Annotated in this window: 23 protein-coding genes; 8 read left to right on the top strand and 15 right to left on the bottom strand. The window is 74.0% G+C overall.

Translation table 11 applies throughout. The annotated features are described in order from the left end of the window. Positions 1–35 precede the first annotated feature (35 nt). The 3 genes from GMA12_RS08710 to GMA12_RS08700 all read left to right on the top strand — a co-directional run bounded on the left by GMA12_RS08710 (position 36) and on the right by GMA12_RS08700 (position 3,206). Positions 36–989, top strand: a complete 954-nt coding sequence (locus GMA12_RS08710) for an AfsR/SARP family transcriptional regulator (RefSeq protein WP_156269131.1) — start codon at positions 36–38, stop codon at positions 987–989. A 160-nt stretch (positions 990–1,149) separates the two neighbouring features. After that, positions 1,150–1,821, top strand: coding sequence for a response regulator transcription factor (locus GMA12_RS18435; RefSeq protein ID WP_170301038.1), 672 nt, complete (start codon positions 1,150–1,152; stop codon positions 1,819–1,821). Continuing rightward, a complete protein-coding gene (locus GMA12_RS08700) occupies positions 1,818–3,206 on the top strand; it encodes a sensor histidine kinase (protein WP_156269129.1) in 1,389 nt (462 codons plus the stop codon). The genes GMA12_RS18435 and GMA12_RS08700 overlap by 4 nt, the downstream gene beginning before the upstream one ends. Before the next feature lie 58 nt (positions 3,207–3,264). Here GMA12_RS08700 and GMA12_RS08695 read toward each other — a convergent pair whose 3' ends face one another. The 6 genes from GMA12_RS08695 to GMA12_RS08670 all read right to left on the bottom strand — a co-directional run bounded on the left by GMA12_RS08695 (position 3,265) and on the right by GMA12_RS08670 (position 11,796). Further along, positions 3,265–4,317, bottom strand: a complete 1,053-nt coding sequence (locus tag GMA12_RS08695; RefSeq protein ID WP_156269128.1) for an LLM class flavin-dependent oxidoreductase — start codon at positions 4,315–4,317, stop codon at positions 3,265–3,267. A gap of 119 nt (positions 4,318–4,436) precedes the next feature. Continuing rightward, positions 4,437–5,156, bottom strand: coding sequence for a hypothetical protein (locus tag GMA12_RS08690; RefSeq protein WP_156269127.1), 720 nt, complete (start codon positions 5,154–5,156; stop codon positions 4,437–4,439). A gap of 127 nt (positions 5,157–5,283) precedes the next feature. Next, complete coding sequence (gene ggt / locus GMA12_RS08685; RefSeq protein WP_156269126.1) at positions 5,284–7,128, bottom strand: gamma-glutamyltransferase; 1,845 nt, start codon at positions 7,126–7,128, stop codon at positions 5,284–5,286. Positions 7,129–7,173: 45 nt separating this feature from the next. Beyond that, a complete protein-coding gene (locus tag GMA12_RS08680; protein ID WP_156269125.1) occupies positions 7,174–10,710 on the bottom strand; it encodes a proline dehydrogenase family protein in 3,537 nt (1,178 codons plus the stop codon). Positions 10,711–10,880: 170 nt separating this feature from the next. After that, positions 10,881–11,354, bottom strand: coding sequence for a DUF2867 domain-containing protein (locus tag GMA12_RS08675; protein WP_156269124.1), 474 nt, complete (start codon positions 11,352–11,354; stop codon positions 10,881–10,883). A 43-nt stretch (positions 11,355–11,397) separates the two neighbouring features. Beyond that, positions 11,398–11,796 (bottom strand): NUDIX hydrolase, encoded by a 399-nt coding sequence (locus GMA12_RS08670; RefSeq protein ID WP_156269123.1) that lies wholly within the window; start codon positions 11,794–11,796, stop codon positions 11,398–11,400. Positions 11,797–11,936: 140 nt separating this feature from the next. On the opposite strand from GMA12_RS08670, the gene GMA12_RS08665 reads away from it, so the two are divergent. The 3 genes from GMA12_RS08665 to GMA12_RS08655 all read left to right on the top strand — a co-directional run bounded on the left by GMA12_RS08665 (position 11,937) and on the right by GMA12_RS08655 (position 15,806). Then, on the top strand, positions 11,937–13,094 hold the full coding sequence (locus tag GMA12_RS08665) for a hypothetical protein (protein WP_156269122.1): 1,158 nt from the start codon (positions 11,937–11,939) through the stop codon (positions 13,092–13,094). A gap of 85 nt (positions 13,095–13,179) precedes the next feature. Beyond that, positions 13,180–14,586: a hypothetical protein gene (locus tag GMA12_RS08660; RefSeq protein ID WP_156269121.1), complete on the top strand. Its 1,407-nt coding sequence runs from the start codon at positions 13,180–13,182 to the stop codon at positions 14,584–14,586. Between the two features lie 146 nt (positions 14,587–14,732). Continuing rightward, positions 14,733–15,806, top strand: a complete 1,074-nt coding sequence (locus GMA12_RS08655; protein ID WP_162459657.1) for a threonine aldolase family protein — start codon at positions 14,733–14,735, stop codon at positions 15,804–15,806. Between the two features lie 98 nt (positions 15,807–15,904). Here the strand turns inward: GMA12_RS08655 and GMA12_RS08650 are convergent, their stop codons facing one another. The 5 genes from GMA12_RS08650 to eat are packed head-to-tail and all read right to left on the bottom strand — an operon-like array spanning position 15,905 to position 21,738. Further along, a complete protein-coding gene (locus tag GMA12_RS08650) occupies positions 15,905–16,681 on the bottom strand; it encodes a 3-oxoacyl-ACP reductase (protein ID WP_156269120.1) in 777 nt (258 codons plus the stop codon). Between the two features lie 47 nt (positions 16,682–16,728). After that, a complete protein-coding gene (locus GMA12_RS08645) occupies positions 16,729–18,090 on the bottom strand; it encodes an aldehyde dehydrogenase family protein (protein WP_156269119.1) in 1,362 nt (453 codons plus the stop codon). Next, a complete protein-coding gene (locus GMA12_RS08640) occupies positions 18,087–18,884 on the bottom strand; it encodes a gamma-glutamyl-gamma-aminobutyrate hydrolase family protein (protein WP_162459656.1) in 798 nt (265 codons plus the stop codon). The genes GMA12_RS08645 and GMA12_RS08640 overlap by 4 nt, the downstream gene beginning before the upstream one ends. Further along, on the bottom strand, positions 18,865–20,247 hold the full coding sequence (locus GMA12_RS08635; protein WP_156269118.1) for a glutamine synthetase family protein: 1,383 nt from the start codon (positions 20,245–20,247) through the stop codon (positions 18,865–18,867). The genes GMA12_RS08640 and GMA12_RS08635 overlap by 20 nt, the downstream gene beginning before the upstream one ends. 60 nt (positions 20,248–20,307) lie before the next feature. Next, positions 20,308–21,738 (bottom strand): ethanolamine permease, encoded by a 1,431-nt coding sequence (eat, locus tag GMA12_RS08630; protein ID WP_156269117.1) that lies wholly within the window; start codon positions 21,736–21,738, stop codon positions 20,308–20,310. A gap of 190 nt (positions 21,739–21,928) precedes the next feature. Here eat and GMA12_RS08625 point away from each other — a divergent pair, with 190 nt between their 5' ends. Next, positions 21,929–22,795: a FadR/GntR family transcriptional regulator gene (locus GMA12_RS08625; protein ID WP_370830892.1), complete on the top strand. Its 867-nt coding sequence runs from the start codon at positions 21,929–21,931 to the stop codon at positions 22,793–22,795. A 6-nt stretch (positions 22,796–22,801) separates the two neighbouring features. On the opposite strand, the gene GMA12_RS08620 is transcribed toward GMA12_RS08625, so the two are convergent. Next, a complete protein-coding gene (locus GMA12_RS08620) occupies positions 22,802–23,389 on the bottom strand; it encodes a CGNR zinc finger domain-containing protein (RefSeq protein WP_162459655.1) in 588 nt (195 codons plus the stop codon). Between the two features lie 87 nt (positions 23,390–23,476). Between GMA12_RS08620 and GMA12_RS08615 the strand changes: the two genes are divergently transcribed. Next, complete coding sequence (locus GMA12_RS08615; protein ID WP_156269115.1) at positions 23,477–23,692, top strand: hypothetical protein; 216 nt, start codon at positions 23,477–23,479, stop codon at positions 23,690–23,692. Between the two features lie 62 nt (positions 23,693–23,754). Here the strand turns inward: GMA12_RS08615 and GMA12_RS08610 are convergent, their stop codons facing one another. From GMA12_RS08610 to GMA12_RS08605, 3 genes are all read right to left on the bottom strand, one after another. Then, the gene (locus GMA12_RS08610; RefSeq protein WP_156269113.1) at positions 23,755–24,489 is read right to left on the bottom strand and encodes a GAF and ANTAR domain-containing protein; all 735 of its coding nucleotides are present in this window, start codon (positions 24,487–24,489) and stop codon (positions 23,755–23,757) included. 152 nt (positions 24,490–24,641) lie between these two features. Beyond that, entirely contained in the window at positions 24,642–24,743 is a 102-nt protein-coding gene (locus GMA12_RS19685; protein WP_442354865.1) for an MFS transporter small subunit, read from the bottom strand. Position 24,744: 1 nt separating this feature from the next. Continuing rightward, on the bottom strand, positions 24,745–26,139 hold the full coding sequence (locus GMA12_RS08605; RefSeq protein WP_156269111.1) for an OFA family MFS transporter: 1,395 nt from the start codon (positions 26,137–26,139) through the stop codon (positions 24,745–24,747). Positions 26,140–26,162 lie beyond the last annotated feature (23 nt).

The raw sequence follows: 26,162 nt of genomic DNA, 5'->3' as shown, positions 1-26,162 counted from the left end.
CTGAGGCCACTTCGGGGGGAGTGATCATCGTGAACATGTCAGCCGTCAACGTACGATCCGCAGCCGGGACCACGAAGGCCCGGCTGGCGGTGCAGGTCATCGGACCGCTCGCGGTCCGGCAGGGGAACCGGGTCCTGACGTCCAGGGAACTGGGCGGGCCCCGGCAGCGGCAGATCCTGGAGATCCTGCTCCTGCAGCTGGGTACACCTGTGTCGAAGCACCGGCTCGTCGACCTGCTCTGGGGCGGGCGGGCGCCGGCCGCGGCGCTGACGACCCTGGAGAGCTATGTCAGCGTTCTGCGCCGGCACCTCCAGCCCGGGGAGTGCAGGAGCGGCCCGCTGAAGACCACGAACGGCGGGTACGTCATGGACGCCTCCATGGTGGAGCTGGACCTGTCCCGGTTCGACCGCCTGCTGGAGGCGGCCCGGCAGGCCGCGGCACCGGAGGCGCACTCCCTGCTCCGGCGGGCCCTGGACATGGCCTCCGCACCGCTTCTCGGGGACGAACCGGACTCGGAGTGGCTCGAATGCCAGCGCAACGCCTACACGGCCCGCGTGACCGAGGCCCGCGTGCTGTCGGCCGAGACCGGCCTGGAGCTGGGCCGCTGCCCGGAGTCCGTCGCCCAGGCGCGGAGGGTGCTCGCGGGCGATCCGCTGCACGAACGCGCCTGGACCGTGCTCGTGCTGGGCCTGGAGCGCTCGGGCCGCCATGTGGAGGGCCTGCAGGAGTACGACCGCTGCCGCCGGATCCTCGGCGAGGAGCTGGGGTGCGCTCCGGCTCCTGCCGTGCAGGCCGCCTACGGGCGCATGCTGCAGGCGACGGCGACGACGGGCAGCGAGCTGGGACTGGCCCTGTCCGCCCTCCTGGTGCTGCACGGCCCCTGCGGTGACACGGAGTGGTTGCCGGGCGCACCGCCTCCGCTGGCGCGCGAGGAGGCCGCCACGGTCCTCCAGGCCTTCCTGGGGCGCACCCTCGCCCCCGCCGGCTGAGGCGGGCGGCACGGTGGACCGGTGCGCCGGGGGATCGCCCCGGAGAGCATGCCCCCTTGTCAAGCGCCGAAATGAGGACAGGTGCCCAGCTGGCGGCAGGGATTTGCGATCGGCATACTACCCGTACGTAATGCACGGGTTGCCGGGGGGCTGGTCCGCGATGGACGCTGGAAGCGAAGAGGGGTGCGTCACGCGCACCTCGATACTGGTGGTCGACGACCACACCACGTTCGCGGAGCTGCTGACCGGCGCGCTGAGCCAGGAGCCGGATCTGCACAGCGTCGGCGTGGCCGGCGACGTCGAGTCGAGCGTCCGCCTGTGCGCCGCGCTGCGGCCCGACGTCGTGGTCATGGACTACCACCTCTCCGGCGGCAACGGCGTGACGGCCTCGGCCCGGATCCTCGCCGAGGCACCGGCGACACGGATCGTCATGCTGACCGGCGATCCGTCCCAGCACCTCATGGAGACCGCCGCCGGCACGGGCATCTGCGCTTTCCTCCCCAAGGACGGCTCCCTCGCCACGCTGCTGCAGACCATCCGCAGTGCGCGCGTCGGCACCATGATCGTGCACCCGTCGCTGCTCACCGCGGCCCACGCCTGCCGCCGCCCCGACCACACCGCGCACGTGCCCGCACTGACCCAGCGGGAGATGGAGGTGCTGCGGCTCATGGCCCAGGGGCGCAGCGTGGGCCAGAACGCGAAGCTGCTGAGCATCACGCCGAACACCTGCCGCGGGTACGTGAAGGCCATCCTCGCCAAGCTGGGCGCGCACTCCCAGCTCGAGGCGGTCGCCGAGGCGTCCAGGCTGGGACTGCTGGGGGACGGCCGATGAGACGCACCCTGCCCCGCGGGGGCCGCACCGCCCCGGAGGTCGAGACCCTGTTCCCGTCCTGGCCGGTCACCGCCCCGGAGTCCCTGTCCCGGCACTCGGAGGTCCGGGGGGCGATCGCGCGGTTCCTGCTGGCCGGGCTGGTGGTGCTGCTCGTGACCGCCCTGCCGGCGGCCTGGTGGATCCGGTCCGTCGCCGAGGAGCACGCCGTGGACCACGTCCTGCGCACCACCCAGAGGCTCACCAGCTACGCCGTCGCGCCTCTGATCACCGACGACCTCCTGTCCGGCGGAACCGCCGACGCGGCTCAGCTGGACAAGCGCCTGCAGCCCTGGCTCCAGGACGGCACCATTCACCGCATCAAGATCTGGGACGAGGACGGCACGATCCTCTACTCCGACGAGCGCTCTCTGGTCGGTCAGAACTTCGGGCCCCCGCCCTGGGACGCGGACCTGGTCGCCCGGGGCGAGGGGGTCGCCACCATCGAGCACCAGGAGGGCTCGGAGAACACCCATGAGTCCCGCGCCGGCCAGCTGGTCGAGGTCTATGTCGGCTTCGTCCCCGCCAGCGGCGAGCAGCTGGTCTTCGAGGCCTACTACGACGACGCGATCGTGCGAGAGGAGGAGCGGTCGGTGCTCCTGAGCATGGCCCCCGCGCTGCTGCTGACCCTGGTGCTGTTCCAGCTCGCCCAGCTCGGTCCTGCGATCGGCCTGGCCCGGCGGATCCAGGACCAGCGGGCAACCCGGGCCCGGCTGCTCCAGCACGCCGTGGACGCGGCCGAGCTGGAGCGGGTCCGGGTCGCCCGGGACCTGCACGACGACGTGATCCAGGACCTGGCGGGCCTGTCCTACGCCCTGGAGGCCCAGGAGATGCAGGCCGCCCCCGAGCAGCGCGGCATGCTCGGCCGGACCCGCTCGATCCTGCAGGGCAGCCTGCGCACGCTGCGCGGGATCACGACCGCCCTCTACTCGCCGGACCTGCTGACCCTGGGCCTGCCGAAGGCCATGACGAACCTGGCGGAGCCGCTCGCCCAGCGGGGCGTCGACACCAGTGTGCAGATCGATCCCGCCGTGTTCCTCACCCCGGAGCAGGAGGGCATGTTCCTGAAGGTGGCGCGGGAGGCCCTTGCGAACATCTCCAAGCACGCCCACGCGTCCACGGTCACCGTGCACCTCGGTGTGGAGCACGGGGCGACCGTGATGACCATCAGCGACGACGGCACCGGCTTCGACGACTCCCGCTCGTCGCCGGAGGGCCATCTCGGGCTGCGCATCATGCGGGACATCGCCGACGCCGCGGGGGCCGAGCTCTCGATCCGGTCCCGGCCGGGAGTGGGGACCACCGTGCTGACGACCCTGCCCCACGACGCCGTCACCGTCCGGCTCTGACCGTCCCGTGCCCGACCGGCGGGGACGGCCGGGCCGCCGGGTCCCGGCCCGGGGAAGCTCAGTCTGGAAGGCCCGCCGGCAGATCGGCGGTCATGTCCTCGACGTAGCGGCGCACCTCGGTGCCGAACAGCTCGATGCTGCGCGTCATCCGGGCGTGGTCCAGGGTGCCCACGGCGTACTTGAGGTCGAAGCGTGCAGCACCCAGCGCCGCCGAGGAGCGCACGATCTTGCGGGCCACGGTCTCGGGGGAGCCCACGAAGTAGGCGCCCTCCGGGCCGCACATCGCGTCGAACTCCGCGCGGGTCAGCGGACCCCAGCCGCGCTCCCGGCCGATCCGGGCGTGCGTGTAGGCCTGGTGCGGGAAGAACTCCTCGCGGGCCTGCTCGTCGGTCTCCGCCACGTAGCCCGGGGAGTGGAAGGCCACCGGCTGCGCCTCCTTGCCGAAGTGCTCGAGGGCCTGGCGGTAGTAGTCCGCGAAGGGCGCGAAGGCGGCGGGGCTTCCACCGATGATCGCGAAGATCACGGGCAGCCCGTAGTGGGCGGCGCGCACCACCGACTGCGGCGAGCCCCCCACGGCGATCCACGTCGGCAGCGACCCGGACTCGGTCTTGGGGTGGACCTCCAGCCCCCGGACGGGCGCGCGCAGCCGGCCCTCCCAGTCGATGACGCCCTCGGTGCGCAGCCGGTCGAACAGCTGCAGCTTCTCCTCGAACAGGGCCTCGTACTGGTCGAGCGGATAGCCGAAGAGCGGGAAGGACTCGGTGAAGGACCCGCGGCCGAGGATGACCTCGGCGCGGCCGGAGGAGAGGGCGTCCACGGTGGCGAAGCGCTGGTAGACGCGCACCGGGTCGTCGGAGCTGAGCACGGTCACGGCCGAGCCCAGGCGGATCCGCTCGGTCACCGTGGCGATGCCCGCCAGGACCGTCTCGGGCGAGGAGACCGCGAAGTCCTCCCGGTGGTGCTCGCCGATGCCGAAGAAGTCCAGGCCCACCCGGTCGGCCAGCGCGGCCTCGGCGACGACGTTGCGGATGACCTGGGCACCGCTGAGCATCTGCCCGTCCGGGCCGGGATAGAGGTCGCCGAAGGTGTTGAGGCCGAGCTGGAGGGTCATGGCGGTGCTCCTGGTCGTGATTTTGTGGATGCATCCATGAAAGTCGTGGCCGGACCGTTCTATTCCGGTGCTGTCCCGGCCGGCGCGTCCCGGCCCGCTGACTGGGCCGGCGGGCCCGGTCAGCGGGTGAGCCACTCCCAGGCGGTGTGCTTCTCGGGGCCCGGGACGCCGCTGACGATCCAGGCGATGTCGTCCGTGGAGAGCGGGAACGGCGGCGCGGCGTCCTGCTCGTCGGCCGGTTCCAGCTCGTCCTCGTGCTCGAGGCTCCACAGCTCCGCGAACAGCTGCGTCGGCCCGCGCCGGTCCACCAGCTGCTCGCGCACCTCCTCGGCGAGCTCGTCCAGGTGGTCCTGCAGGAATCCGGAGAGCTCCGCCGCGAAGCCGTCCGTGCCGGCGTCCGCCGGGTCGATCTCCCACGTCCGGCGCACCACCGCCAGAGCCTCGTCCTCGTCCAGGGCGGCGCCCTCCAGGCGGGGGTCGGGCACCTCGGTCGGCACCGGCTCGCCGGCGGCCACGGCCAGGAACCGCTCCTGGAGGGCCAGCAGCGCGGCCACCGTCAGGAGGTCGTCCACCCGGTGTCCGGACCCCGTGCCGGAGCGGCCCGGAGCGCCGGCGCCGGCCACCGGCCCGTCGTCGTCGCCCCCGGCCGGAGGGGCCACGAGGGCCTCCCAGGCGTGGCGCACCCAGGCCCAGACGCGCTCGGCGCCGGCGGAGCGGATCGAGGACGGACGCCACCCGGCGGTGGCGGCGCGCCACCGCCGGTCGAGGGCGGGCTCCCCGGGGGCTGCTGCGGAGGGACCGGTGGGCTCGACGGGCTCGGGGGCGGGATGGCTGAACACGTGCTGCTCCTGGGTCGGGCGGGCGCGGCGGTCGCGGCTCCCGGCCCAGCCTAGGCCGCGGGCGCGTGCGCGGACGACGCCCCCGCCCGGCCCGGGCCCCGCGCGCACAGCGCACGGGGCCCGCAGCTCACGGCTCGGGGTCCACCACCATGGCCGATCCGCCGTAGCCGCGCTCGGTCTCGGCCGCCGCGACGAAGCGCCCGTCCCCGAGGACGCGGATCGCCGAGGCGTTGCCGATCCAGCGCACGTCCTCCAGCTCGTGGCCGAGCTCGCGCAGCTGCGCGCCGGTGGGTGAGCCGGCGAGGCCCAGGTCGGCGCCCTCGGTCCCGTTGCGGGAGCTCAGCCGCGGAGCGGCCACGGCGTCGACGAGGGCGAGGTCCCGGTCGACGTGCCCGGTGAGGATCTGCGCCACGGTGGTGATGATCGTGGCCCCGCCGGGGGTGCCGGCCGACATCCACGGCTCCCCGTCCCGGAGCACGATCGTGGGGCTCATCGACGAGCGGGGCCGCTTGCCCGGCCCCGGAAGGTTCGGATCGGGCACGCCCTCGGTCAGGGGCGCGAAGTTGAAGTCGGTGAGCTCGTTGTTGAGCAGGAACCCGTGTCCCGGGACCGTGATCCCGGAGCCGCCGGTCTGCTCGATGGTGAGGGTGTAGGAGACCACGTTGCCCCAGCGGTCGGCCACGTTGAGGTGGGTGGTCGAGACCCCGCCGGCGGGCTCGGGCTGGCGGGCCTGCCCCGTCCCGCACGCGGCGTAGTCCCCGTCGGGCTCCCCGAAGGCGACGGGCCGGGGCTGGGCGGCCCCCTCGTCGAAGAGGCAGGCGCGCTCGTCGGCGAACTCCTGGCTCGTCAGCTCCTCCACGGGCACGCCCTCGACGTCCCCGATCCACCGGTTGCGGTCGGCGAAGGCGGTGGCCGTGGCCTCCGAGAAGCGGTGCAGGTACTGGGCCTCGGGGACGTCCGCGAGGGCGGTGCCGGTCCGCTCGTCGTAGGCCTCCAGCAGGTTGAGGGTCTCGGCCACCGTGATCCCCCCGGAGCTGGGCAGGCCCATGCCGTAGACCTCCAGGCCGCGGTACTCGGTGGAGACCGGGTCCTTGAGCAGGGCCTCGTAGGAGCCGAGGTCCTCGCGGGTCAGCTCCCCGGGCAGGACGGTCACGCCCTCGGCGGTGGTGGGCTCGCGGCTCTCGTCCACGATCGCCGCCGCGATCGACCCGTCGTAGAAGGCGCCGGTGCCCTCCTGCCGGATGGTGCGGTAGGTCCGGGCCAGGTCCGGGTTGCGGAACACGTCCCCGACCGCCGGGGCCTCGCCGTCGCGCAGGAAGAGCTCGGCCGTCGCGGGGAACTTCCGGAAGCGCTCGGCGTTCTCCGCGGTCTGCTCCCGGAAGTTCTCGTCCACCGTGAAGCCGCGGGCGGCGATCCGCTCGGCGGGGCGCAGCAGCCGGCGCAGGTCCATCGTGCCGAACTCCTCGGCGGCGGTCTCCCAGGTGGCCAGCGTCCCCGGCACGCCCACGGACGCCCCGGAGCTGACCACGGTGTCGAAGTCCAGCGGCCGGCCGTCCTCGCCCAGGAACTCGTCCTCGGTGTAGGTGGCCGGGGCGGTCTCGCGCCCGTCGACCGTGCGGACCTCGCCGGTCGCGGCGTCGTAGTGCACGAAGAAGCCGCCGCCGCCGATGCCCGCGGAGTACGGTTCGGTGACGCCCAGGGTGGCGGCGGCGGCCACGGCGGCGTCCGCGGCGTTGCCGCCGCGCTCGAGGACGTCGATGCCCACCTGGCTCGCCAGGGGGTCCACCGAGGAGACCGCCCCGCCGCCGCCGGTCATGGTGGGGACCTTGGGCAGCTCCGCGGTGACGGGCGAGCCCGGCCCCCCGCGCTGCCGATCCTCCTGCGCGACGGCCGCGGAGCCGCCGAGCACGGTGCCGGAGACGCCGAGCGCTCCGGCCAGACCCAGTGCGAGGTACCTCAGGGATGCGCGCATGGGCTCATGCTGGCACCGGATCCCGGCCCCCACCAGGGCTGACGCTCAGATGTCCGCGGGTTGCGCGGGGGCCTCCGCCGGCTGGGAGGCCGTCACCAGCCGGTGCACCACCGTCTCGGCGTCCGCCGAGGGGTTGCCGAAGCGGTGCATCGTGACGGCGACGGCCTGCTCGGCGAGCATCGGGAGCATCTCCACGCGGGAGGCGCCGACCACCGGATCCGCGAGCACGTCGATCTCGGGCCGCTCCGCGAGCGCCTCGGCCAGCCCGTGCGCGGTCCCCACCACCCGGATCCGGCCGGACCCGCTGGGGTCCGACCAGTCCGCGGCCACCCGGGCGAAGGCCTCGTCCCCGCACGGGTCCAGCACGGAGCGGAACAGCTCGCGCACCTCCCCCGGCACCTCGGCCGCCGGGACGAGGACCGCGCGGGAGCAGGAGCGCACGGCGGCCAGCCCCACCCGGATCACGTCGGTCAGCGGGGCGTCCTCCGCGGCGCGCACCACGACGTCGCGGGGGCGGTAGCGGAACAGGTTCGCCTCGCACGCCAGGCCGGTGGCGTCGTGGACGCGGCCGAACTCCCGCTCCCACCAGGCCTGGTCCTGCTCGGCGCAGGCGGTGAGCCAGGCCGCGTCGGCCTCCGGGACCAGGGGGCGCAGGGCCTCGAGGTGGCGGGCGATCGGCGCGGCGGGGCGCGCCCCGGTGCCGCTCTGCCCGGCCGGGACCTCCGCGAAGGGGGCCTTCTGCCAGGAGCCGAGCTGGACGAGGTAGTTGGGTCCGCCGGCCTTGGCGCCCAGCCCCACCGAGGACCTCTTCCAGCCGCCGAAGGGCTGGCGCTGGACGACGGCGCCCGTGATGCCGCGGTTGACGTAGAGATTGCCCGCCTGGACCAGGTCCACCCACGTGCTGATCTCCTCGGGGTCCAGGGAGTGCAGCCCGGCGGTGAGGCCGTAGTCCACGGCGTTCTGCAGCTCGAGCGCCTCGTGCAGGTCGGAGGCCTCCATCAGCCCCAGGACCGGGCCGAAGCACTCGGTGCGGTGGTAGAAGGAGCCCGGGGCCACCCCGGTCTTGATGCCGGGCCGCCACAGCCGGCCGGTGTCGTCGAGCTGCCGGGGTTCGAGCAGCCACTCCTCCCCCGGGTCGAGCCGGGTCAGGGCCCGGCGCAGCTTCCCGCCCGGCTCGTCGATGGTCGGGCCGACGGTCGCCTGCAGGTTCTGCGGCCAGTCCACCACCATCGAGGACGCGGCGTCGAGCAGCTGGCGGCGGAACCGCGGGGAGCCCGCCACGCTGCCCACGAGGATCCCGAGGGAGGCCGCCGAGCACTTCTGCCCGGCGTGGCCGAAGGCGCTGGTGACGAGGTCCCACACCGCCCGGTCCCGGTCGGCGCTGGGGGTGATCACCATGGCGTTCTTGCCGGAGGTCTCGGCGGTGAGGGGGCGGCCCGGGCGCCAGGAGCCGAACAGCCGGGCCGTCTCGTAGGCGCCCGTGAGGACGATCCGGTCCACCCCGGGGTGGGAGACGAGCGCCTGACCGACCTCCCCCTCCACGGAGTCCACGAGCTGGAGCACGTCCCGCGGCACCCCGGCCTCCCACAGGGCCTCCACCACGGCGGTCGAGCAGCGGCGCACCTCGGGGGCGGGCTTGTGCAGCACCGCGGCCCCGGCGGCCAGGGCCGCCACGGTGGAGCCGGTGGGGATGGCCAGCGGGAAGTTCCACGGCGGGGTGACCAGCACCAGCCGGTCGGGGACGAACCGGGCGCCGTCGACGGTCTCGAGCTCGAGGGCCCGGCGGGCGTACCAGCGGCAGAAGTCGACCGCCTCGGAGACCTCCGGGTCGGACTGCCCCAGGGTCTTGCCCGCCTCCGCGCCGGCCACGGCGAGCAGGTGGCCGCGGCGGGCGGCCAGCACGTCGGCGGCCCGGTTGAGGATCTCCGCGCGCTCTCGGGCGCCGCGGCCGTGCCAGTCCTCGGCCGCGGCCCGGCCGGTGGCCACGAGCCGCTCCACGTCGGCCGCGTCCACCGGTTCGGGCACGGGCAGCTCCTCGTACCAGCGGCGGTCGGTGATCCGGGCGGCGATGCCCTCGGCCCACGCCTGGTTCGCCGGGAGCGCGACGTCGGTGTCGGGCTCGTTGCGGAAGGCCTCGTCCAGGGGCAGGTGCTCCGAGCCGGCGCCGGGGGCGCTGCGGTCCTGGGCGCGGGCGGGCACCGGGTCGGTGTCCTGCCGCGGGTCCAGGGCCTCGAGCGCCGCGCGGAAGCGGCGCTCCTCCCGGGCGAAGACCTCGTTGTCCGGGGCCAGGTCGAAGATCCCCGACATGAAGTTCTCGTGCGAGGCGTTCTCCTCGAGCCGGCGCACGAGGTAGGACACCGCGACGTCGAACTCGGCGGGACGCACGGCGGGCACGTAGAGCAGCAGCTCGCCGACGTCCGCGCTGACCGCCCGCGCCTGTTCCACCGCCATGCCCTGGAGCATCTCGAACTCGATCCGCTCCGTCACGCCGCGGCGCTGCGCGAGCAGGTGGGCGAAGGCGATGTCGAAGAGGTTGTGCCCGGCCACGCCGAGCCGCAGCCCCGTCATCCGCTCGGGACGGAAGACCCAGTCCAGGACCCGCTTGTAGTTGGTGTCGGTGTCCTGCTTGGTGCCCCACGTGGCCAGGGGCCAGCCGTGCAGCTCGGCGTCCACCCGTTCCATGGGCAGGTTCGCGCCCTTGACCAGACGCACCTTGATCCCGGCTCCGCCGGCCGCGACCCGCTCGGCGGACCAGGCGGAGAGCCGCCGGACCACCGCGAGCGCGTCCGGCAGGTAGGCCTGGACCACGATCCCTGCCTCGAGCCCGCGCAGCTCCGGATGCTCGAGCAGCCGGGTGAACACCTCGGTGGTCAGGTGCAGGTCGGAGTAGACCTCCATGTCGAGGTTGATGAACTTGCTCCCGGCCGGGGCCTGGGCCGCTGCCCGGTAGACGGGCAGCAGCCGCTCGATCACCGCCGCCACGGTGCCCTCGAAGCCCCAGTGGGACAGCTGCGGCACCACCGAGGAGACCTTGAGGGACACGTAGTCGACGTCGTCGCGCTCCAGCAGCGCGGCGGCGTCGGCGAGGTGCTTGTCCGCCTCCTCCCGGCCGAGGACCTCTTCGCCCAGCAGGTTGATGTTGAGCCGGTGCCCCTGGGCGGTCAGCCTCCGCACGGCCTGCCCGAACGGCTTGGGCCGGGCGTCGACGATCATGTGGCCCACGAGCCGGCGCAGCCGGGCGCGCGCGGCGGGGACGACGACCTGCGGGGCCGCGGACGCCATGGCGGCCCCGGCCCGGATCTGGGCGCGGTCCGCGGCCGGCATGGTGCGCGGGACGATCTCCGCGACCGAGCGCAGGGCCCGGGCCGCCGCGCGGACGTCCTCGGTGCGCACCACCCTGTCGACGAAGCCCACGGTGAACTCGAGCCCGTGGGGGTCCTGCAGGACGGTGGCGAGGCGGTCGGCGGCACCGTCCCGGTGCTTCCGGCCGTCGGCGGCGCGGGTGAGCCACTCGCGGACCAGGGCGACGGCCTCGTCGGCCAGCGCGCGGGAGTCGGGAACGGACGGGGCGTCGGCGGACATGGCGGCACTCTCCTGGGAGCTCCGCCCGGCAGCGGTGCCGAGGCACTCCCTCGGCCACCGGCCGCATCCACCGGGCGTCACGGTGGCCGGTGAGACCACGCTACGGCCGCAGGACCGCCGGCGGAAGAGTCGCTGCGGAAGAGGCCGCGCAGTCCCTGACCGCACGGCACCTAGCCGCTCGCGTGCTCCAGGATGTCCGAGGCGAGCCGGCCCATGACCGCCTTGTGCGGGGCGAGCATGGCGTACCAGTAGGCGCGGCCGGCGGCGCCCGCGGGCCGGAAGACCGTGGTCTGGCGGTAGAGGCAGCCACCGTCCGCTCGGGGTTCCAGGAAGATGTCCAGCCAGGCCTCCCCGGGCATCCGCACGAGGGCGCGCAGCCGCAGCCGCCGTGACGGCTCGAGGGCCTCGACCGTCCACCAGTCCAGGCGCTGTCCGGGCGCCAGCCGGTCCGGGTCCTCGCGGTGGCGCAGCCGCCCGGGCGGCAGGCCCAGGCGGTTGGCGGTGGCGCGGGCCGCCCAGAGGCGGTCGGTGCTGTACCAGCCGCGCTCCCCGCCGAGGCCCTCGACCACCGCCCACACCGCGTCCCGGTCCGCCGAGCTGGTGCGCTGCACCGTGTCGACGTAGAAGCCCTGTGTCCGTCCCATGCGCCTATCCAAGCACGCGGGCGCCGGGGCCGGGAGGGCGGGGTCAGCGCACCGGGATCCCGAAGCGCGCGAGGTGCTCGAGCAGCCCGTCGGTGGTGGGCAGCGCAGAGAGCTCCGCCGGGGCGACCCACCGGACCTCGTCGGCGTCGTCACCGGGGCGCAGCGTCCCGCCGAGGTAGGTGGCCGCGACGTCGTGCACCTCGTACACCACGTCCGGCCCGCCGGGGACGCGCACCATCCCGAGCTCGCGCCCGGCGCGCACCCGGGCACCGGTCTCCTCGAAGGCCTCCCGGACGGCGGCCTCGGCCACCGTCTCGCCGGGCTCCACCCGGCCGCCCGGCACGCTCCAGCGCCCGCGCTGGGGGTCCGTGCCCCGGCGGATCAGCAGCAGCCGGCCGTCCGCGCCGACGACCACCGCCGCGGCGGCCCGGACGATGCGCATGCCCCGACACTACCGGCGACAGGTCCGCGCCTGCCGCCCTTTTACAGACAAATTCATTGAATTGCGCGCCGTGCGGTCCTACCCTGGGAGCACCCCCCAGCGGGCCGGACTCGTCAGGATGCGAACGAGGAGGTGCCACCGTGACGTCGTCGACGCGGCGCTCCCGTGCCGCCGCCCTGCGCCTGGCGCTCCTCTCCGCACTGACCGCCCTCGGCTGGCTCCTGCTCGGAGCGACCGGGGCGAGCGCCGCGGAGGGCCCCGTCAGCGGGCTCGGCCACCACCTCGGCGGCACGGTCCGCGACGTCCTGCAGCCGGCACCCCCCGCGGACCCGCAGGCCCCCGCACCCGTGCCACCGGTCGAGCTCCGCACCGGCCTGCTCCTCGAGGAGGTCACCGGCACCGTCGGCAGCCTGACGGGGGCGGTCGAGGAACTCGCCGTCCCGGTCGCCGACGCGGCGGACCGCACTGTCGCCGCGGTGCCCGTGGTCGGCGGGATCGTGCCGCAGGGCACCCTGGGCACCGCCACCCGGGAGACCACCGGGCTGGTCGAGGGCCTCACCGGCACGGTGGGCGCGGTGGCCCGGCCCGTCACCGGGACCGTGGACGACGTGCTCGTCCGGGCCCCCGTCGTCGGGCAGGACCCGGTCGCCGTGCCCGGTCTTCCACCCCTCGTCCCTGCCCCGGGCGTCACGCCCGTTCCGTCCGCCCCGCAGACGGCTCCGCCCGACGCCGGGTCGCCGGCCGAGGCGCCGGGGGCCCCGGCGCCTGCGGTCCCCGGCCCGTCGCAGGACGGCCTGCCGGAGAGTCCGGCCCTCGACGGCGCCGTTCCTGCTCCTGCAGACCGCACGCCGGGCGCACTCGCCGAGCGTGCTGCGCTCGCCGGGCCTGCCCCGGGCGCCGAGCGCCCGCGCGGGGCGACGGTGACCCCGGCAGCGGCGACCCTCCCGCGGACGGGTATTGCCTCCCCCGCTGATCTCCTCCGCGGACCGGCCGTTGCCCAGAGCGGCGGCGGTGCCGTGGCGGCGGCCCCGGCTCCGGTCGACGCCGGTGTCCACGCGGGTGCTCAGGGGGTCGGCACGACCGGCACGAGCTCCTCGTCGTCCGGCACCGGCGGCACCGGCGGCACCGGGTCACCGTTCGGCGACGCCGGGTCCGGCGCCTGGCCCGGCATGCCCGGGGAGGTCCTCGTCCTGGACCTGACGGCTCGGTCGACGGCCGACGGCACCGAGCTGCCGCGCGGTGCCGCGGAGGATCTCCCGGCGCCCCCGGCGTTCGACCCCGGTTCCACACCTGATTGATGAGGCCTGTCCTGCCCGTTCCCGGGCAGACGCAGCCCTTTCCGGCCGTTCTGCGGTCACCCGTCATCACATCAGGAGAACAGTCATGCATCAGGACATTCGTCGCGGCCTGTACGGCCTCGTCCTCGCCGCCGGCATCGCCGCCATCGGCTCGTCGGAGGCATCCGCGGCCGAGACCTCGGGCCAGGACGGCCTGCTCGCGGGCAACCAGATCATTCCCGTGGTCACCGCCCCCGTCACCGTCGAGGGCAACCCCATCACTCTCATCGGCGACCCCACCACCGCCACCGGCACCGGAACTGGCAGTGCCCCAGCCACCCCGGGCACGGCCCCGGCCGCCCAGACCACCGGCCAGGACAGCCTCGCCGGCGGCAACCAGATCACCCCCGTGATCACCGCCCCCGTCAGCGCCGAGGGCAATGCCATCACCCTCATCGGCGACCCCACCACCGGCACCAGCACCAACACCGGCACCGGCACCGGCGGTGACGGCACCACCCCGGCCACCACCACCGGCCAGGACAGCCTCGCCGGCGGCAACCAGATCACCCCCGTGATCACCGCCCCCGTCACCGTCGAGGGCAACCCCATCACCCTCATCGGCGACCCCACCACCGGCACCAGCCAGAACAGCTCCGGCACCGGCGGTGACGGCACCACCCCGGCCACCACCACCACCGGTCAGGACAGCCTCGCCGGCGGCAACCAGATCACCCCCGTGATCACCGCCCCCGTCACCGTCGAGGGCAACCCCATCACCCTCATCGGCGACCCCACCACCGGCACCAGCCAGAACAACTCCGGAGGAACGGTTCCGGACGCGGGCACGGCCCCGGTGGACGAGGCCGTTCCCGCCGGCCCCGGCACCCCGGGCAGCACCGACGGCGGTGAGGAGTCCGCGGGGAACCCTGCTCACACCGGCACCGACACCGGCACCGACACCGGGGCCGAGGTCGGGGCCGAGGTCGGCAGCGCGAGCGGGGCTCCCGAAGACACCCCGGCCACGGCCGACGGCGACCCCGTCCCCGCCGGACTCGTCAGCGGGCCCACCGCTCCGGTGGCCTCCGGCGCGGGCCGCATCGTCGCCCTCGAGGCTCAGATCCAGGCCGAGGCGCAGTCGACGCGGGGCAACAGCGCGGTTCCGGCCACGGGGTCCGGTCAGGTGCACGACTGCCTGACGCCCGCGGCGCCCGGTGACGGGGCCGAGACCGGTGTCGCCGCCAGCTCCTCCACCACCGGCACCAGCACCAGCGCCGGCACCAGCACCAGCACCAGCACCAGCACCGATGTGGCGGCCTCCGCACGCCCGGCGGGGCCTGCCGCCGGAACTGCGGCACAGACGTGCAGCGCGGTGACGGTCTCCGCAGCGGCTCCTGCGGCGGCGACCACGGCGGCCGGGCTCCCGGGCCACACCCTCGGGGCGGCGCTGCTCGCCCTGATCGGCGGTGCGGCGGTGCACCGCTGGGACCGCCGGCGCGCGACGCGGCGGTAGCCACGGGCTGCGGCGCCCCGGGGCGGGGTCCTGAGCACCTCGCCCCGGGGCACCGGCCTGCCCGCGACCTCGGCGCCGCACCCGGACGGCGCGAGTAGAGTGCGGAATCGGCCCACCACGCCGTCGACCCACCGGAAAGGCCCACCGTGATCGAGACCGCCCTGACCCGCCTGCACGACCCCGCCCGCAAGGGATTCGCCAGCGACAACTACGCCGGGGTCCACCCCGAGGTGCTCCAGGCGCTGGCGACCGTCAACGGAGGCCACGTCGGTGCCTACGGCGCCGATCCGTACACGGAGGCCCTCCAGGACGTGGTCCGGCACCACTTCGGGGAGCAGGCGGAGTGCTTCCCGGTGTTCAATGGGACCGGAGCCAACGTCGTCGCGCTCTCGGCGATGACGGACCGCTGGGACGCGGTGATCTGCACGTCCACGGCCCACGCGCACGTCGACGAGTGCGGGGCGCCGGAGAAGGTCGCCGGCGTGAAGATGCTCCCGGTCCCCACGCCCGACGGCAAGCTCACCCCGGAGCTGGTCGACAGGGAGGCCCACGGCTTCGGCTTCGAGCACCACGCCCAGCCGCGCGTGGTCACGGTGACCCAGTCGACGGAGCTCGGCACGGTCTACACCCCCGAGCAGCTGCGCGCGGTGTGCGAGCACGCGCACGGGCTGGGCCTGACCGTCCACCTCGACGGCGCCCGCCTGGCCAACGCGGCCGCGGCGCTCGACCTGCCGCTGCGGGCGCTGACCACGGACGTGGGGGTGGACGTGGTCTCGTGGGGCGGGACCAAGAACGGTCTGATGGGGGCGGAGGCCGTCGTCGTGCTCACCCCCGAGGCCGTGCGCCAGCCCCGCTTCGTGCGCAAGCTCTCGACCCAGCTGGCCTCGAAGATGCGCTTCGTCTCCGCCCAGCTCCTGGCGCTGCACGCCGGGGACCTCTGGCTCACCGCCGCCGGCCGGGCGAACGCCATGGCGCAGCGGCTGGCCGCCGGCCTCGCCGCCGTCCCCGGGGTCACGGTGACGCAGCTGCCCGACGCGAACGCGGTGTTCGCGCTGCTTCCTCCGGGGGCCACCGCACGGCTGCAGGAGCGCTGGCCGTTCTACGTGTGGAACGCGGCCACCGGGGAGGTCCGGCTGATGTGCTCGTGGGACACCACGGAGCAGGACGTCGACGGGTTCGTGGCGGCCCTGCGCGAGCAGACGGTCGGCGCCGGCCACTGACCACGCGATCCCCGGCTGACCACGGGAAGTCCTGGTCAGCCGGGGATCCCGGGGTCATTCGCGTGGCGGCGGGGCGGCGCGGGGCGGCGCGGGCGGGCTCAGACCGGGGTGACGTAGGCCCCGGCGATCCCTCCGTCCACCAGGAACGTGGTGGCGTTGACGAAGGAGGCGTCGTCGCTGGCCAGGAACGCCACCGCGGCGGCGATCTCCTCCGGCTCCGCAAAGCGCCCCGCCGGGACGTGCACCAGCCGGCGCTGGGCCTGCTCGGGGTCCGCGGCGAACAGCTCCTGTAGCAGGGGGGTGTTGACCGGCCCGGGGCACAGGGCGTTGACCCGGATGCCCTCCCGGGCGAACTGCACGCCCAGCTCCCGGCTCATCGACAGCACCCCGCCCTTGGAGGCGCTGTAGGAGATCTGGGAGGTCGCCGCCCCCATGACCGCCACGAAGGACGCGGTGTTGACGATCGAGCCGCGGCCCTGCTCCCGCATGTAGGGCAGGGCGTGCTTGCAGCAGTGGAACACGCTCGTGAGGTTGACCTCCTGCACCCTGCGCCACGCGTCGAGGCCGGTGTCGAGGACCGACCCGTCGTCCGTCGGGTTGATCCCGGCGTTGTTGAAGGCGATGTCCACGGACCCGTAGGCCTCGTGCGTCGCCGCGTAGAGCGCGACCACGTCGTCCTCCTGCGTCACGTCGGTGCGCACGAACAGGCCCCCGACCGCGGCCGCGGCCGCCTCCCCGGCTGCCGCGTTCAGGTCCGCGACGACGACGCGGGCGCCCTCCGCGGCCAGACGGCGGGCCGCGGCGAGACCGATGCCGCTGGCGCCTCCGGTGATGACGGCGCTGCGGCCGACGAGGCGGCGGGCGTTGACCTCCATGGGTTCTCCTTCGGTGGTGGGGGCGGGGGAGCCGGACGGGCCGGCCGTCACGGCGTGGTGGCGAGGAAGACGTTCTTGGTCTCGGTGAACGCCTGCGGGGCGTCCGGGCCCAGCTCCCGGCCGAAGCCGGACTGCTTGAACCCGCCGAAGGGGGTCCAGTAGCGCACCGAGGCGTGCGAGTTGACCGAGAGGTTGCCCGCCTCGACGGCGCGGGAGACCCGCAGCGCCCGTCCGACGTCGCACGTCCAGATCGACCCGGACAGCCCGTACTCCGTGTCGTTGGCGATCCGGACCGCGTCCGCCTCGTCCTCGAAGGGCACCACGGCGATCACCGGGCCGAAGATCTCCTCCCGGAACACCCGGGAGTCGGGCGAGGGGGTGAGCACGGTCGGTGGGAACCACCAGCCGGGCCCGTCCGGGGCGCTCCCCCGGAAGGCGACCGGCGCGTCGTCGTCGAGGTACGCGGCCACCGCGTCCCGGTGGGCGGCGGAGACCAGCGGCCCCATCTGCGTGTCCTCGGCCCACGGGTCCCCGCAGGTGAAGTCCCGCACGGCCGGTTCGAGCAGCTCCAGGAAGCGGTCCAGCACGGAGCGCTGGACGAGCACGCGCGAGCGCGCGCAGCAGTCCTGGCCCGCGTTGTCGAGAGCCCCGGCGGGAGCGGTCGCGGCGGCCTGCTCGAGGTCGGCGTCGGCGAACACGATGTTGGAGTTCTTCCCGCCCAGCTCCAGGGTCAGGCGCTTGACCTGGTCGGCGCACCCGGCCATGATCCTCCGGCCGACCTCCGTGGAGCCGGTGAAGACGACCTTCCGGACGGCGGGGTGGGTCACGAACCGCTCCCCCACCACCGAGCCCTTGCCGGGCAGCACCGTGAGCACCCCCTCCGGGAGCCCGGCCTCGAGCGCGAGCTCCCCGAGCCGGACGGCGGTCAGCGGGGTGAGCTCGGCCGGCTTGAGCACCACCGTGTTGCCGGCGGCCAGCGCCGGGGCGAAGCCCCACCCGGCGATGGGCATGGGGAAGTTCCAGGGCACGATCACGCCCACGACGCCGAGCGGTTCGTGGAAGGTGAGGTTGACCCCGCCGGGCACCGGGATCTGGCGGCCCGAGAGCCGCTCCGGGGCGCCGGCGTAGTAGGCCAGCACGTCCCGGACGTTGCCGGCCTCCCACCGGGCGTTGCCGATGGTGTGCCCCGCGTTGCGCACCTCCAGGGCCGCGAGGTGCTCGCGGTCGGCGTCGACCGCGTCGGCGAAGCGGCGCAGCAGCCGCGCGCGGTCGCCCGGGTCCACGGCCCGCCAGGTCCGGAAGGCCCGGTGCGCCCGGTCGATGGCCGCGTCCGTCTCCTCGAGGGAGGTCAGCGCGACGGTGCCGACGACCTCCTCGGTGGCGGGGTCGATGATCTGTGTGCTGGTCATGGGGTGCAGGTGTCCTCTCGGTGCAGGGCCCCGGCGGGGCCGCCGGAGCGGGTGCGCCCGCGGGCGTGGTCGTGGGCCACCGCGACGAAGCCCTCGAACAGGCGGGGGTCCTTCCGGTTCTCCTCCGGGTGGAACTGGACGCCGAGGGCCCAGCCCCCGGCGGTGGTCTCGACGGCCTCGATCGTCCCGTCCTCGGCGCGGGCGGTGACGACCAGCCCCTCCGCCACCTCGTCCAGGGCCTGGTGGTGGTAGCAGGGGGACTCCGCCGTCACGCCCAGCAGCTCCCGGCAGCGGCTGCCGGGCTCGGTGCGGAAGGCGACCCGCCCGTAGCGGCCGGGCTCGGGCTGGTACCGGACCGCGTTCTCGTTGACGTCCGGCAGGTGCTGGATCAGCGTGCCGCCCAGGGCGACGTTGAGGATCTGGGCGCCTCGGCAGATGGCGAACAGCGGCAGCCCGCGCTCGAGCGCGGCCCGGGTCAGGGCGAGGTCGTGCTCGTCCCGGGAGGGCTGCGAGGAGGTCAGCTCGTGCCGCTCGGCGCCGTAGAACCGCGGGTCCACGTCGACGCCGCCGATCACGATCAGCCCGTCCACGAGCTCCAGCACCCCCGCGTCCGTGCCGACCGGGGGCAGCAGCAGGGGCGTGCCGCCGGCGGCGGAGACGGCCTCCACGTAGGCGCCCGGGACGATCGCGGCCACCGAGTTCCAGACCCCCCACGAGCCCTCCTGGTAGTAGGTGGTCAGGGCGATCCGGGGGCGGTACCCGGCGCGGAACGGCTCAGAGGCGCTCGAAGCCACGGCGCAGCTCCCAGTCGGTGACGGCGGACTCGAAGGCGTCCAGCTCCACGTCCGCGTAGTGCACGTAGTGCTCGACGACGTCCTCGCCGAACAGCTCGCGGGCGAGCCCCGAGCCGGCCAGCAGGTCCCGGGCCTCGCGCATGGTCGAGGGCACCACCGGGGCGTCGGACTCGTAGGCGTTGCCCTCGGTCATCGGCTCCAGCTCGAGCTCCTGCTCGATGCCGTGCAGCCCGGAGGCCAGCATCGCGGCCAGCGCCAGGTAGGGGTTGACGTCCCCGCCGGGCACCCGGTTCTCCATCCGGGCGCTCGCGCCGCTGCCGACGAGGCGCACGGCGCAGGAGCGGTTGTCGATGCCCCAGGCCACCGCGGTGGGGGCGAAGCTGCCCTTGGCGAAGCGCTTGTAGGAGTTGATGGTGGGGGCGTAGAACAGCGCGAACTCCCGCATGGTGCGCAGCACCCCGGCGATGAACCGGTCGTAGGTCGCGCTGCGCGCACCGCGTTCCTCGTCCCAGAAGACGAGTTCTCCGTCGGTGCCGCGCAGGGACATGTGGATGTGGCAGGAGCTGCCCTCGCGCTCGTTGGGCTTGGCCATGAAGGTGATCGACTTCCCCTGCTGGTGGGCGATCTGCTTCGACGCGAGCTTGTAGACCACGTGGTTGTCCGCGGTGACCAACCCGTCGTCGTAGCGGAAGGCGATCTCGTGCTGGCCGAGGTTGCACTCGCCCTTGGCCGACTCCACCGTCATGCCGGCCGCGTACATCGCGTTGCGGATCTCCCGCAGCAGTGGCTCGACGCGCTGGGAGCCGAGCACCGAGTAGTCCACGTTGTACTGGTTGGCCGGCGTCAGCCGCTGGTAGTTGGACGCCCACGCGTCCTCGTAGCTGGTGTTGTACACGCAGAACTCCAGCTCGGTGCCGGTGACCATCCGGAAGCCCAGGTCCCGGGCGCGGTCGAGCTGGCGGCGCAGCATGGCCCGCGGGGACATGGGGATCGGCCGGCCGTCGTGGCCGGTGAGGTCGCACTGGATCATGACCTGCCCCGGGTTGTGGGGCATCAGCCGGATGGTGTCCAGGTCCATGTCGAACTCCATGTCCCCGTAGCCGGAGGACCAGCTGCTGATCGAGTAGCCGCCCACGGTGTTCATCTCCGTGTCCACGGCGAGCAGGTAGTTGCAGCCCTCGGCGCCCTCGCCCAGCACGGAGTCCAGGAAGAACTGCGCGTGGTTGAGCTTGCCCTGCAGCCGGCCCTGCATGTCGGTGAAGGCGAGCACCACGGTGTCCACCAGCCCGTCGGCGACGTGCCGGCGCAGCTGCTCGACGGTGAGCATCCTGGCGTTGCGGGGGTGCTGGGGCGTCTCGGTCATGGGTCCGGTCCTTCGTCGCTGGAGTGGTGGGAGGGTGCGCCGCGTGCCGCGCCCGGGTGGTCAGTGCAGGTCGGCCTCGGCGGTGCGGATCTGCGCGAACTCCTCCTCGGGGGCGTGGCCCACGAGGCGGTGCCGGCTGTAGAACCAGTAGTAGGCGAGGAAGACCACGAAGACGAGGGCGGTGATGGAGGCCGCGACCACGTCGACCAGGAAGGTGGCGACCACCGCCACGAGAGCCAGCACCAGGGCGATGCCGGTGGTGACCGTGCCGCCCGGGGTGCGGTAGCCGCGCGGGAGGTCGGGCTCCCGCAGCCGCAGCACGATGTGGGAGAGGTTGAGCAGCACGTAGGAGACGGTGGCGCCGAACACCGCGATGTTGATGAGCAGCCCGCCGTCGCCGGTCGCGGCGGCGAGCACGAAGCCGATGGTGCCCGGCACGATGAGCGCCACCCAGGGGGTCTTGCGCTTGCCGGTCAGCGAGAGCCAGCGGGGCAGGTAGCCGGCCCGGGAGAGGGCGAACAGCTGCCGGGAGTAGGCGAACATGATGGAGAAGAAGCTCGCCACCAGCCCGGCGAGGCCGGCGTAGTTGACGATGCTCGCCATCACGCTGTCCTGCCCGGCGACCGTGCGGATGGCCTCCGGCAGCGGGTTGTCCGAGGTGCTCATCGCCTCCGAGCCCGCGGCCCCGGGCACCAGGACGAGCATCAGCGCCCCGGAGACCAGCAGGAAGGCCATGGCCACGATGATCCCGCGCGGCATGTCCCGGCGGGGGTCGGCGGTCTCCTCGGCGGCCAGCGGCACGCCCTCGATCGCCAGGAAGAACCAGATGCCGTAGACGAGCGCCGCCATCGCCCCACCCCAGCCCATGGGCAGGAACGCGCTCGCCCCCGCGGCGTCGTTCGGGACGATGTCGAAGAGGTTCGCGGCGTCGAAGTGCGGTACGAGCGCGACGACGGTCACCCCCAGCGCGAGGACCGCGATCACCGTGATGCCGAACATCAGCTTGAGCGCCTCGCCGACCCCGTACATGTGGATGCCCATGAACACGAGGTAGGTGACCAGGTAGACGGGCCAGGAGTTGGTGATCCCGAACAGGCCGAGGGCCTCGATGTAGCCGCCGATGAAGGTCGCGATCGCCGCCGGGGCCACGGCGTACTCGATGAGCACGGCCATCCCGGTGGCGAACCCGCCCAGCGGGCCGAGGGCGCGGCGGGCGAAGCCGTAGCCGGCGCCCGCCGTGGGCAGCGTGGAGGAGAGCTCGGCGAGGCCGAAGACCATGCAGGTGTACATCAGGCCCATGAGCACGAAGGCGATCAGCAGCCCGCCCCACCCGCCCTGGGACAGTCCGATGTTCCAGCCGGAGAAGTCCCCGGAGATGACGTAGGCGATGCCCAGGCCCGCCAGCAGGACCCAGCCCGCCGCCCCGGACCGGAGCTGGCGGTGCTGGAAGTACTCGTCGGTGCGCGTCGGCTGTGCTGGGGAGTCGGGCATGGGACGATCCCTCCGGATTCCGCAAAGGTCTGAAAACAGACATATGGCGTCAGTGCTGACAGTCTGTGGGGTGGCCCGGGGGCCGTCAAGACCCTGCGCGCGGTGACCGCCCACCGCCGGGGGCCACCGGCCGGGCCGGTGCGGCCGTGGCACGATGGGCGCAGGACCGAGCGCGAGGAGGTGCACGACCGTGAGCGACCCCGTCCAGCACCCGCTGATCCGGCCCGTCCGGCAGGGCAACGCCTTCGAGGAGGCCGTCGAGCGGATCCTGGACTCGATCCGGCTCGGCCTGTTCCGCCGGGGCGAGCGGCTGCCGCCGGAGCGGGAGACGGCCGCCCTGCTGGGCATCTCGCGCGCCACGCTGCGGGAGGCCCTGCGGGAGCTCCAGACGGCGGGCGTGCTGGAGGTGGTGCGCGGCCGGTACGGGGGGACCTTCGTCACCGGGCGGACCGCCCTGCCGGACGAGGACCTCCCCCGCGTGGACCCCGCGGAGGTCGAGGACGTGATCGTCTTCCGCGCCGTGGTGGAGCCCGCCGCGGCCGAGCTCGCCGCCCGGGCAGCGCTGAGCGCCGCCGCGCGCGGCCACCTGCGGGCCTGCCTCCGCCAGGTCGAGGAGAGCGCCCCGGAGGACTACCGCCCGGCCGACGCGCGCTTCCACATCGCCGTGGCCGAGCTCGGCGGCTGCCCCAGCCTGGTCCGGGCGGTCGCGGAGGTCCGCTCGCGGGCGAGCGACCTGCTGGACCGCATCCCGGTGCTGCCGGTCAACCTGGAGCACTCCGACCGCCAGCACCGGCAGATCGCCGACGCGATCCTCACCGGCGACGAGACCGCCGCCCGGGCCGCGGCCCTCGCCCACCTGGAGGGCACCGCCGCGCTGCTGCGGGGCTTCCTCGGCCACGGGGCCGGGGAACGGGTCTCGCCCCGGGGCGAGACCGCGAACCGGGGAGAGACCGCGAACCGGGGAGAGGCCCCGGACCGGGGCGGTGCCGAGGTCGAGCAGCGGCCCGAGGACGCCGGCGGTGGTCCGCCGGAGGACCGGGGCGGCGGCGGAGCCTGAGCCGCTTCAGGCGCCGGCGCCGGGCCCCCCGCCGCCCGGCCCCGCGTCCTCGGCCCGGCGCCGGCGGTAGGCCGTCATGTTGGTGCGGTTGGCGCAGCGCTGGCTGCAGAAGCGCTTGGAGCGGTTGCGGGACAGGTCCAGGAGCACTCCCTCGCAGTCCTCGGCCTCGCACACCCGCAGCCGGTCCGTCTCGTCCGCGCGGATCACGTCCACCAGGGCGAAGGCCGACTCCAGGCGCAGCCGGGTGGCCAGGGGCGCGTGGGACGGGGAGGCGTGCAGGTGCCAGTCCTTGCCGTCGTGCCGCGCGAGCTGCGGGGCGACGGCGTCGGTGTCCAGGACGGCGTTGACCGCCGCCACCATGGCGTCCCGCTCCAGGGCCCAGATCCGCCGCAGGTCGTGGCGCACCCCCAGCACGTCGGACAGCTCCTGCTCGTCCCGGTCGAACCGGCCCGACCAGCCGTGCTCCTCGAGGAGGACCCGCAGCCGCTCGGTGCTCACCAGCTCCTCCTCCCCGGAGCGGGAGGCGCCGGGAGCGGTGTTGAGCAGCGCCACGTCGAACTCGAGGACATCCTCGGTGTCATAGGCAAAATGCACTTGACTACTTATCCTTTCCGGATCTAGCGTGAGTGGCGTAGTGCTATTAGACCATTACGCGACATCGGTCGCGAGAAGGAGCCCCCCATGGCCGGCGGAGTCTACGTCCTGATGCTGCTCGTCCTCCTCGCCACCGTGGGGAGACTGTCCGTGCCGCGGCGGGAGCGCACGCCCCTGCGCACCTGGACGCTGCGGGACGGGTACTACAACGTCCGGCGCGGGCTGGCCGTGCTCGGCGCGCACGGGCCGTCCTACCCGGCCCTGCAGGAGGCCGCCCGGCCGGTGGCGCAGCGGTCGCGCTGATCCCGCGGACCGTGCCGCCGACGGCGGGGCACGGGTCCACGTCCGGCACCCCGGAGGGTCGCTCAGCCGTCGAAGTGGGTTCTGGTCGGCCCCTTGGACACGGTGGCGACCAGCTCGGCCGCCAGGTCGCGCAGCTTCACGTTGCGGTGGCTGGAGGCGGCCCGGAGGATCTCCACGGCCCGGTCCTGGCTGCAGCGGTTCTGGGCCATGACGATGCCCACGGCCAGGTCGATGGTGGTGCGCGAGCTCATCGCCGCCCGCAGGTCGGTCTCGGTGTCGCGGTGGCGGGCCAGGCGCACGGCCAGGGCCAGCGACGCCGACACGGAGGCCACCTGGCGGGTGACGACGTCGATGGTGGCCGCGTCGAAGGTCCCGGGGCGCTCGGCGTAGACGTTCAGCCCGGCGGCCGCCTCTCCCCCGAGCTCCAGGGGCACGCCCAGGGCGGCGCCGATCCCGGCCGCGGCCGCGGCCTGCCCGTAGGCCGGCCAGCGGGGGTCGGTGCCGGTGTCGGCCACGTGCACCACCCGGTGCTCGCGGGCGGCCGCCAGGCAGGGCCCGTCGCCGTAGTGGTACTGGATCTCGTCCAGGGCCTCCGCGCGCGGGCTCGAGGAGGCCACCGTGGCCGAGCGCCGCGGCCGCAGCAGCGTCACCGCGCACCACACCTCGTCCCCGTCGGTGGACAGGGCCTGGGCCATGGTGGCGGTGAACTCGTCGAGGAACGCGGTGATGTCCTCGGACTCCAGCAGTAGCTCCTGCAGCTGGGCCACCGGGGCCCCGCTCGGGTCGCGCTCGGTCATGGGGTCCCCTGTCGTCGGTCATGCGCTGGATCGGCGGTCGCCCCGGAGGTCCCGGACGTCCTGGGACCATCGTGCCAGGGATCCGGAACGGCGCGGACGGCCGGCGGGTGCGCACGCGGTGGAGCGCACCCGCCGGCCGTCCGTGCGGCGGCTCAGACGAAGAGGGCGGTGACCTTCAGGGCGGTCTGGGTGATCCCGTAGACCAGCGGGACCCCGACGAGGACCCAGCCGAGGGCCAGTCGTGCACGGCTCATGTCATGCCTCCTTCGCGAGGACCTTGGTGTCGGACGGGGCGGTGGCGGGCTCGTGGTAGCGGGCGTCCACGGGCCGGACCAGGAGGTTGGCGACGAAGCCGACGACCAGCAGGCCGACCATCGTCAGCAGCGCGGGCTGGTAGGCCTGCGCGGTGAGCTCCCCGGGGGTGCCCTGGGCGTCGAGGAACGCGTTGACGATGAGGGGTCCGGCGATGCCGGCGGCGGACCAGGCCGTGAGCAGCCGGCCGTGGATGGCCCCGACCTGGAACGTCCCGAAGAGGTCCCGCAGGTAGGCCGGCACCGTGGCGAAGCCGCCGCCGTAGAACGAGATGATGACGAAGGCCAGCAGCACGAACAGGATCGTGGAGCTCGACCCGAACAGGGCCAGCACGGTGTAGAGGACGGCCCCCACGCCCAGGTAGATCATGTAGATGCGCTTGCGCCCCACGACGTCCGAGGTGGTCGACCACACGAAGCGCCCGCCCATGTTGCCGATGGACAGCAGCCCCACGAAGCCGCCGGCCACCCCGGCGGTCACGAGGGACGCCCCGTCGGCCTGGCGGAAGAAGTCCTGGATCATGGGGGCGGCCTGCTCGAGGATGCCGATGCCCGCCGTGACGTTGCAGAACAGCACGATCCACACGAGCCAGAACTGCCGGGTCCGGATCGCGTTGTTCGCGGAGACGTGGTTCGTGGTGACGAGCGCCTTCTTCGCGACCGTCGACGGGTCGAAGCCCTCGGGCTTCCAGCCCTCGGCGGGGACCTTGATGGTGAACGCCCCGAAGAGCATGTAGGCGAGGTAGACGACCGCGAGGGTCAGGAAGAGCTTGCCCACGGCGTCCCCGCTCGCCACCCCTCCCTGGCCGCCCGACTCCGAGTCGTAGAGGTTGAGCAGCGCCGCGGAGAGCGGGCTGGCGATCAGCGCCCCGCCGCCGAAGCCCATGATCGCCATGCCCGTGGCGAGTCCCGGGCGGTCGGGGAACCACTTGATCAGCGTGGAGACGGGCGAGATGTAGCCGATGCCCAGGCCGATCCCGCCGATCACGCCGTAGCCGAGGTAGACCAGCCACAGCTGCTCCGTGAAGATCCCGGCCGCGCCCACCAGGAACCCGCCGGACCACAGCAGGGCGGCGGTGAACATCGCCTTGCGCGGCCCGTTGGTGTCCACCCACGTGCCGAAGACGGCCGCGGACAGGCCCAGCATGACGATCGCGATGGAGAAGATGATGCCGATCTCCGTCAGGCTCGCGTCGAAGTGCTCCACCAGCGCGGTCTTGTACACGCTCGTGGCGTAGGCCTGGCCGATGCACAGGTGCACCGCCAGGGCCGCGGGGGGAATGAGCCAGCGGTTGAAGCCGGGGGGCGCCACCGTGTGCTCTCGATCCAGCCAGCCCATGCCTCGACTCCTTCTCTGCTGCG

The organism is Kocuria sediminis (assembly GCF_009735315.1).
GTDB lineage: Bacteria > Actinomycetota > Actinomycetes > Actinomycetales > Micrococcaceae > Kocuria > Kocuria turfanensis.
Note: the sequence above shows the minus strand (reverse complement) of the source record. Positions and strands in the feature narration are given on the sequence as shown.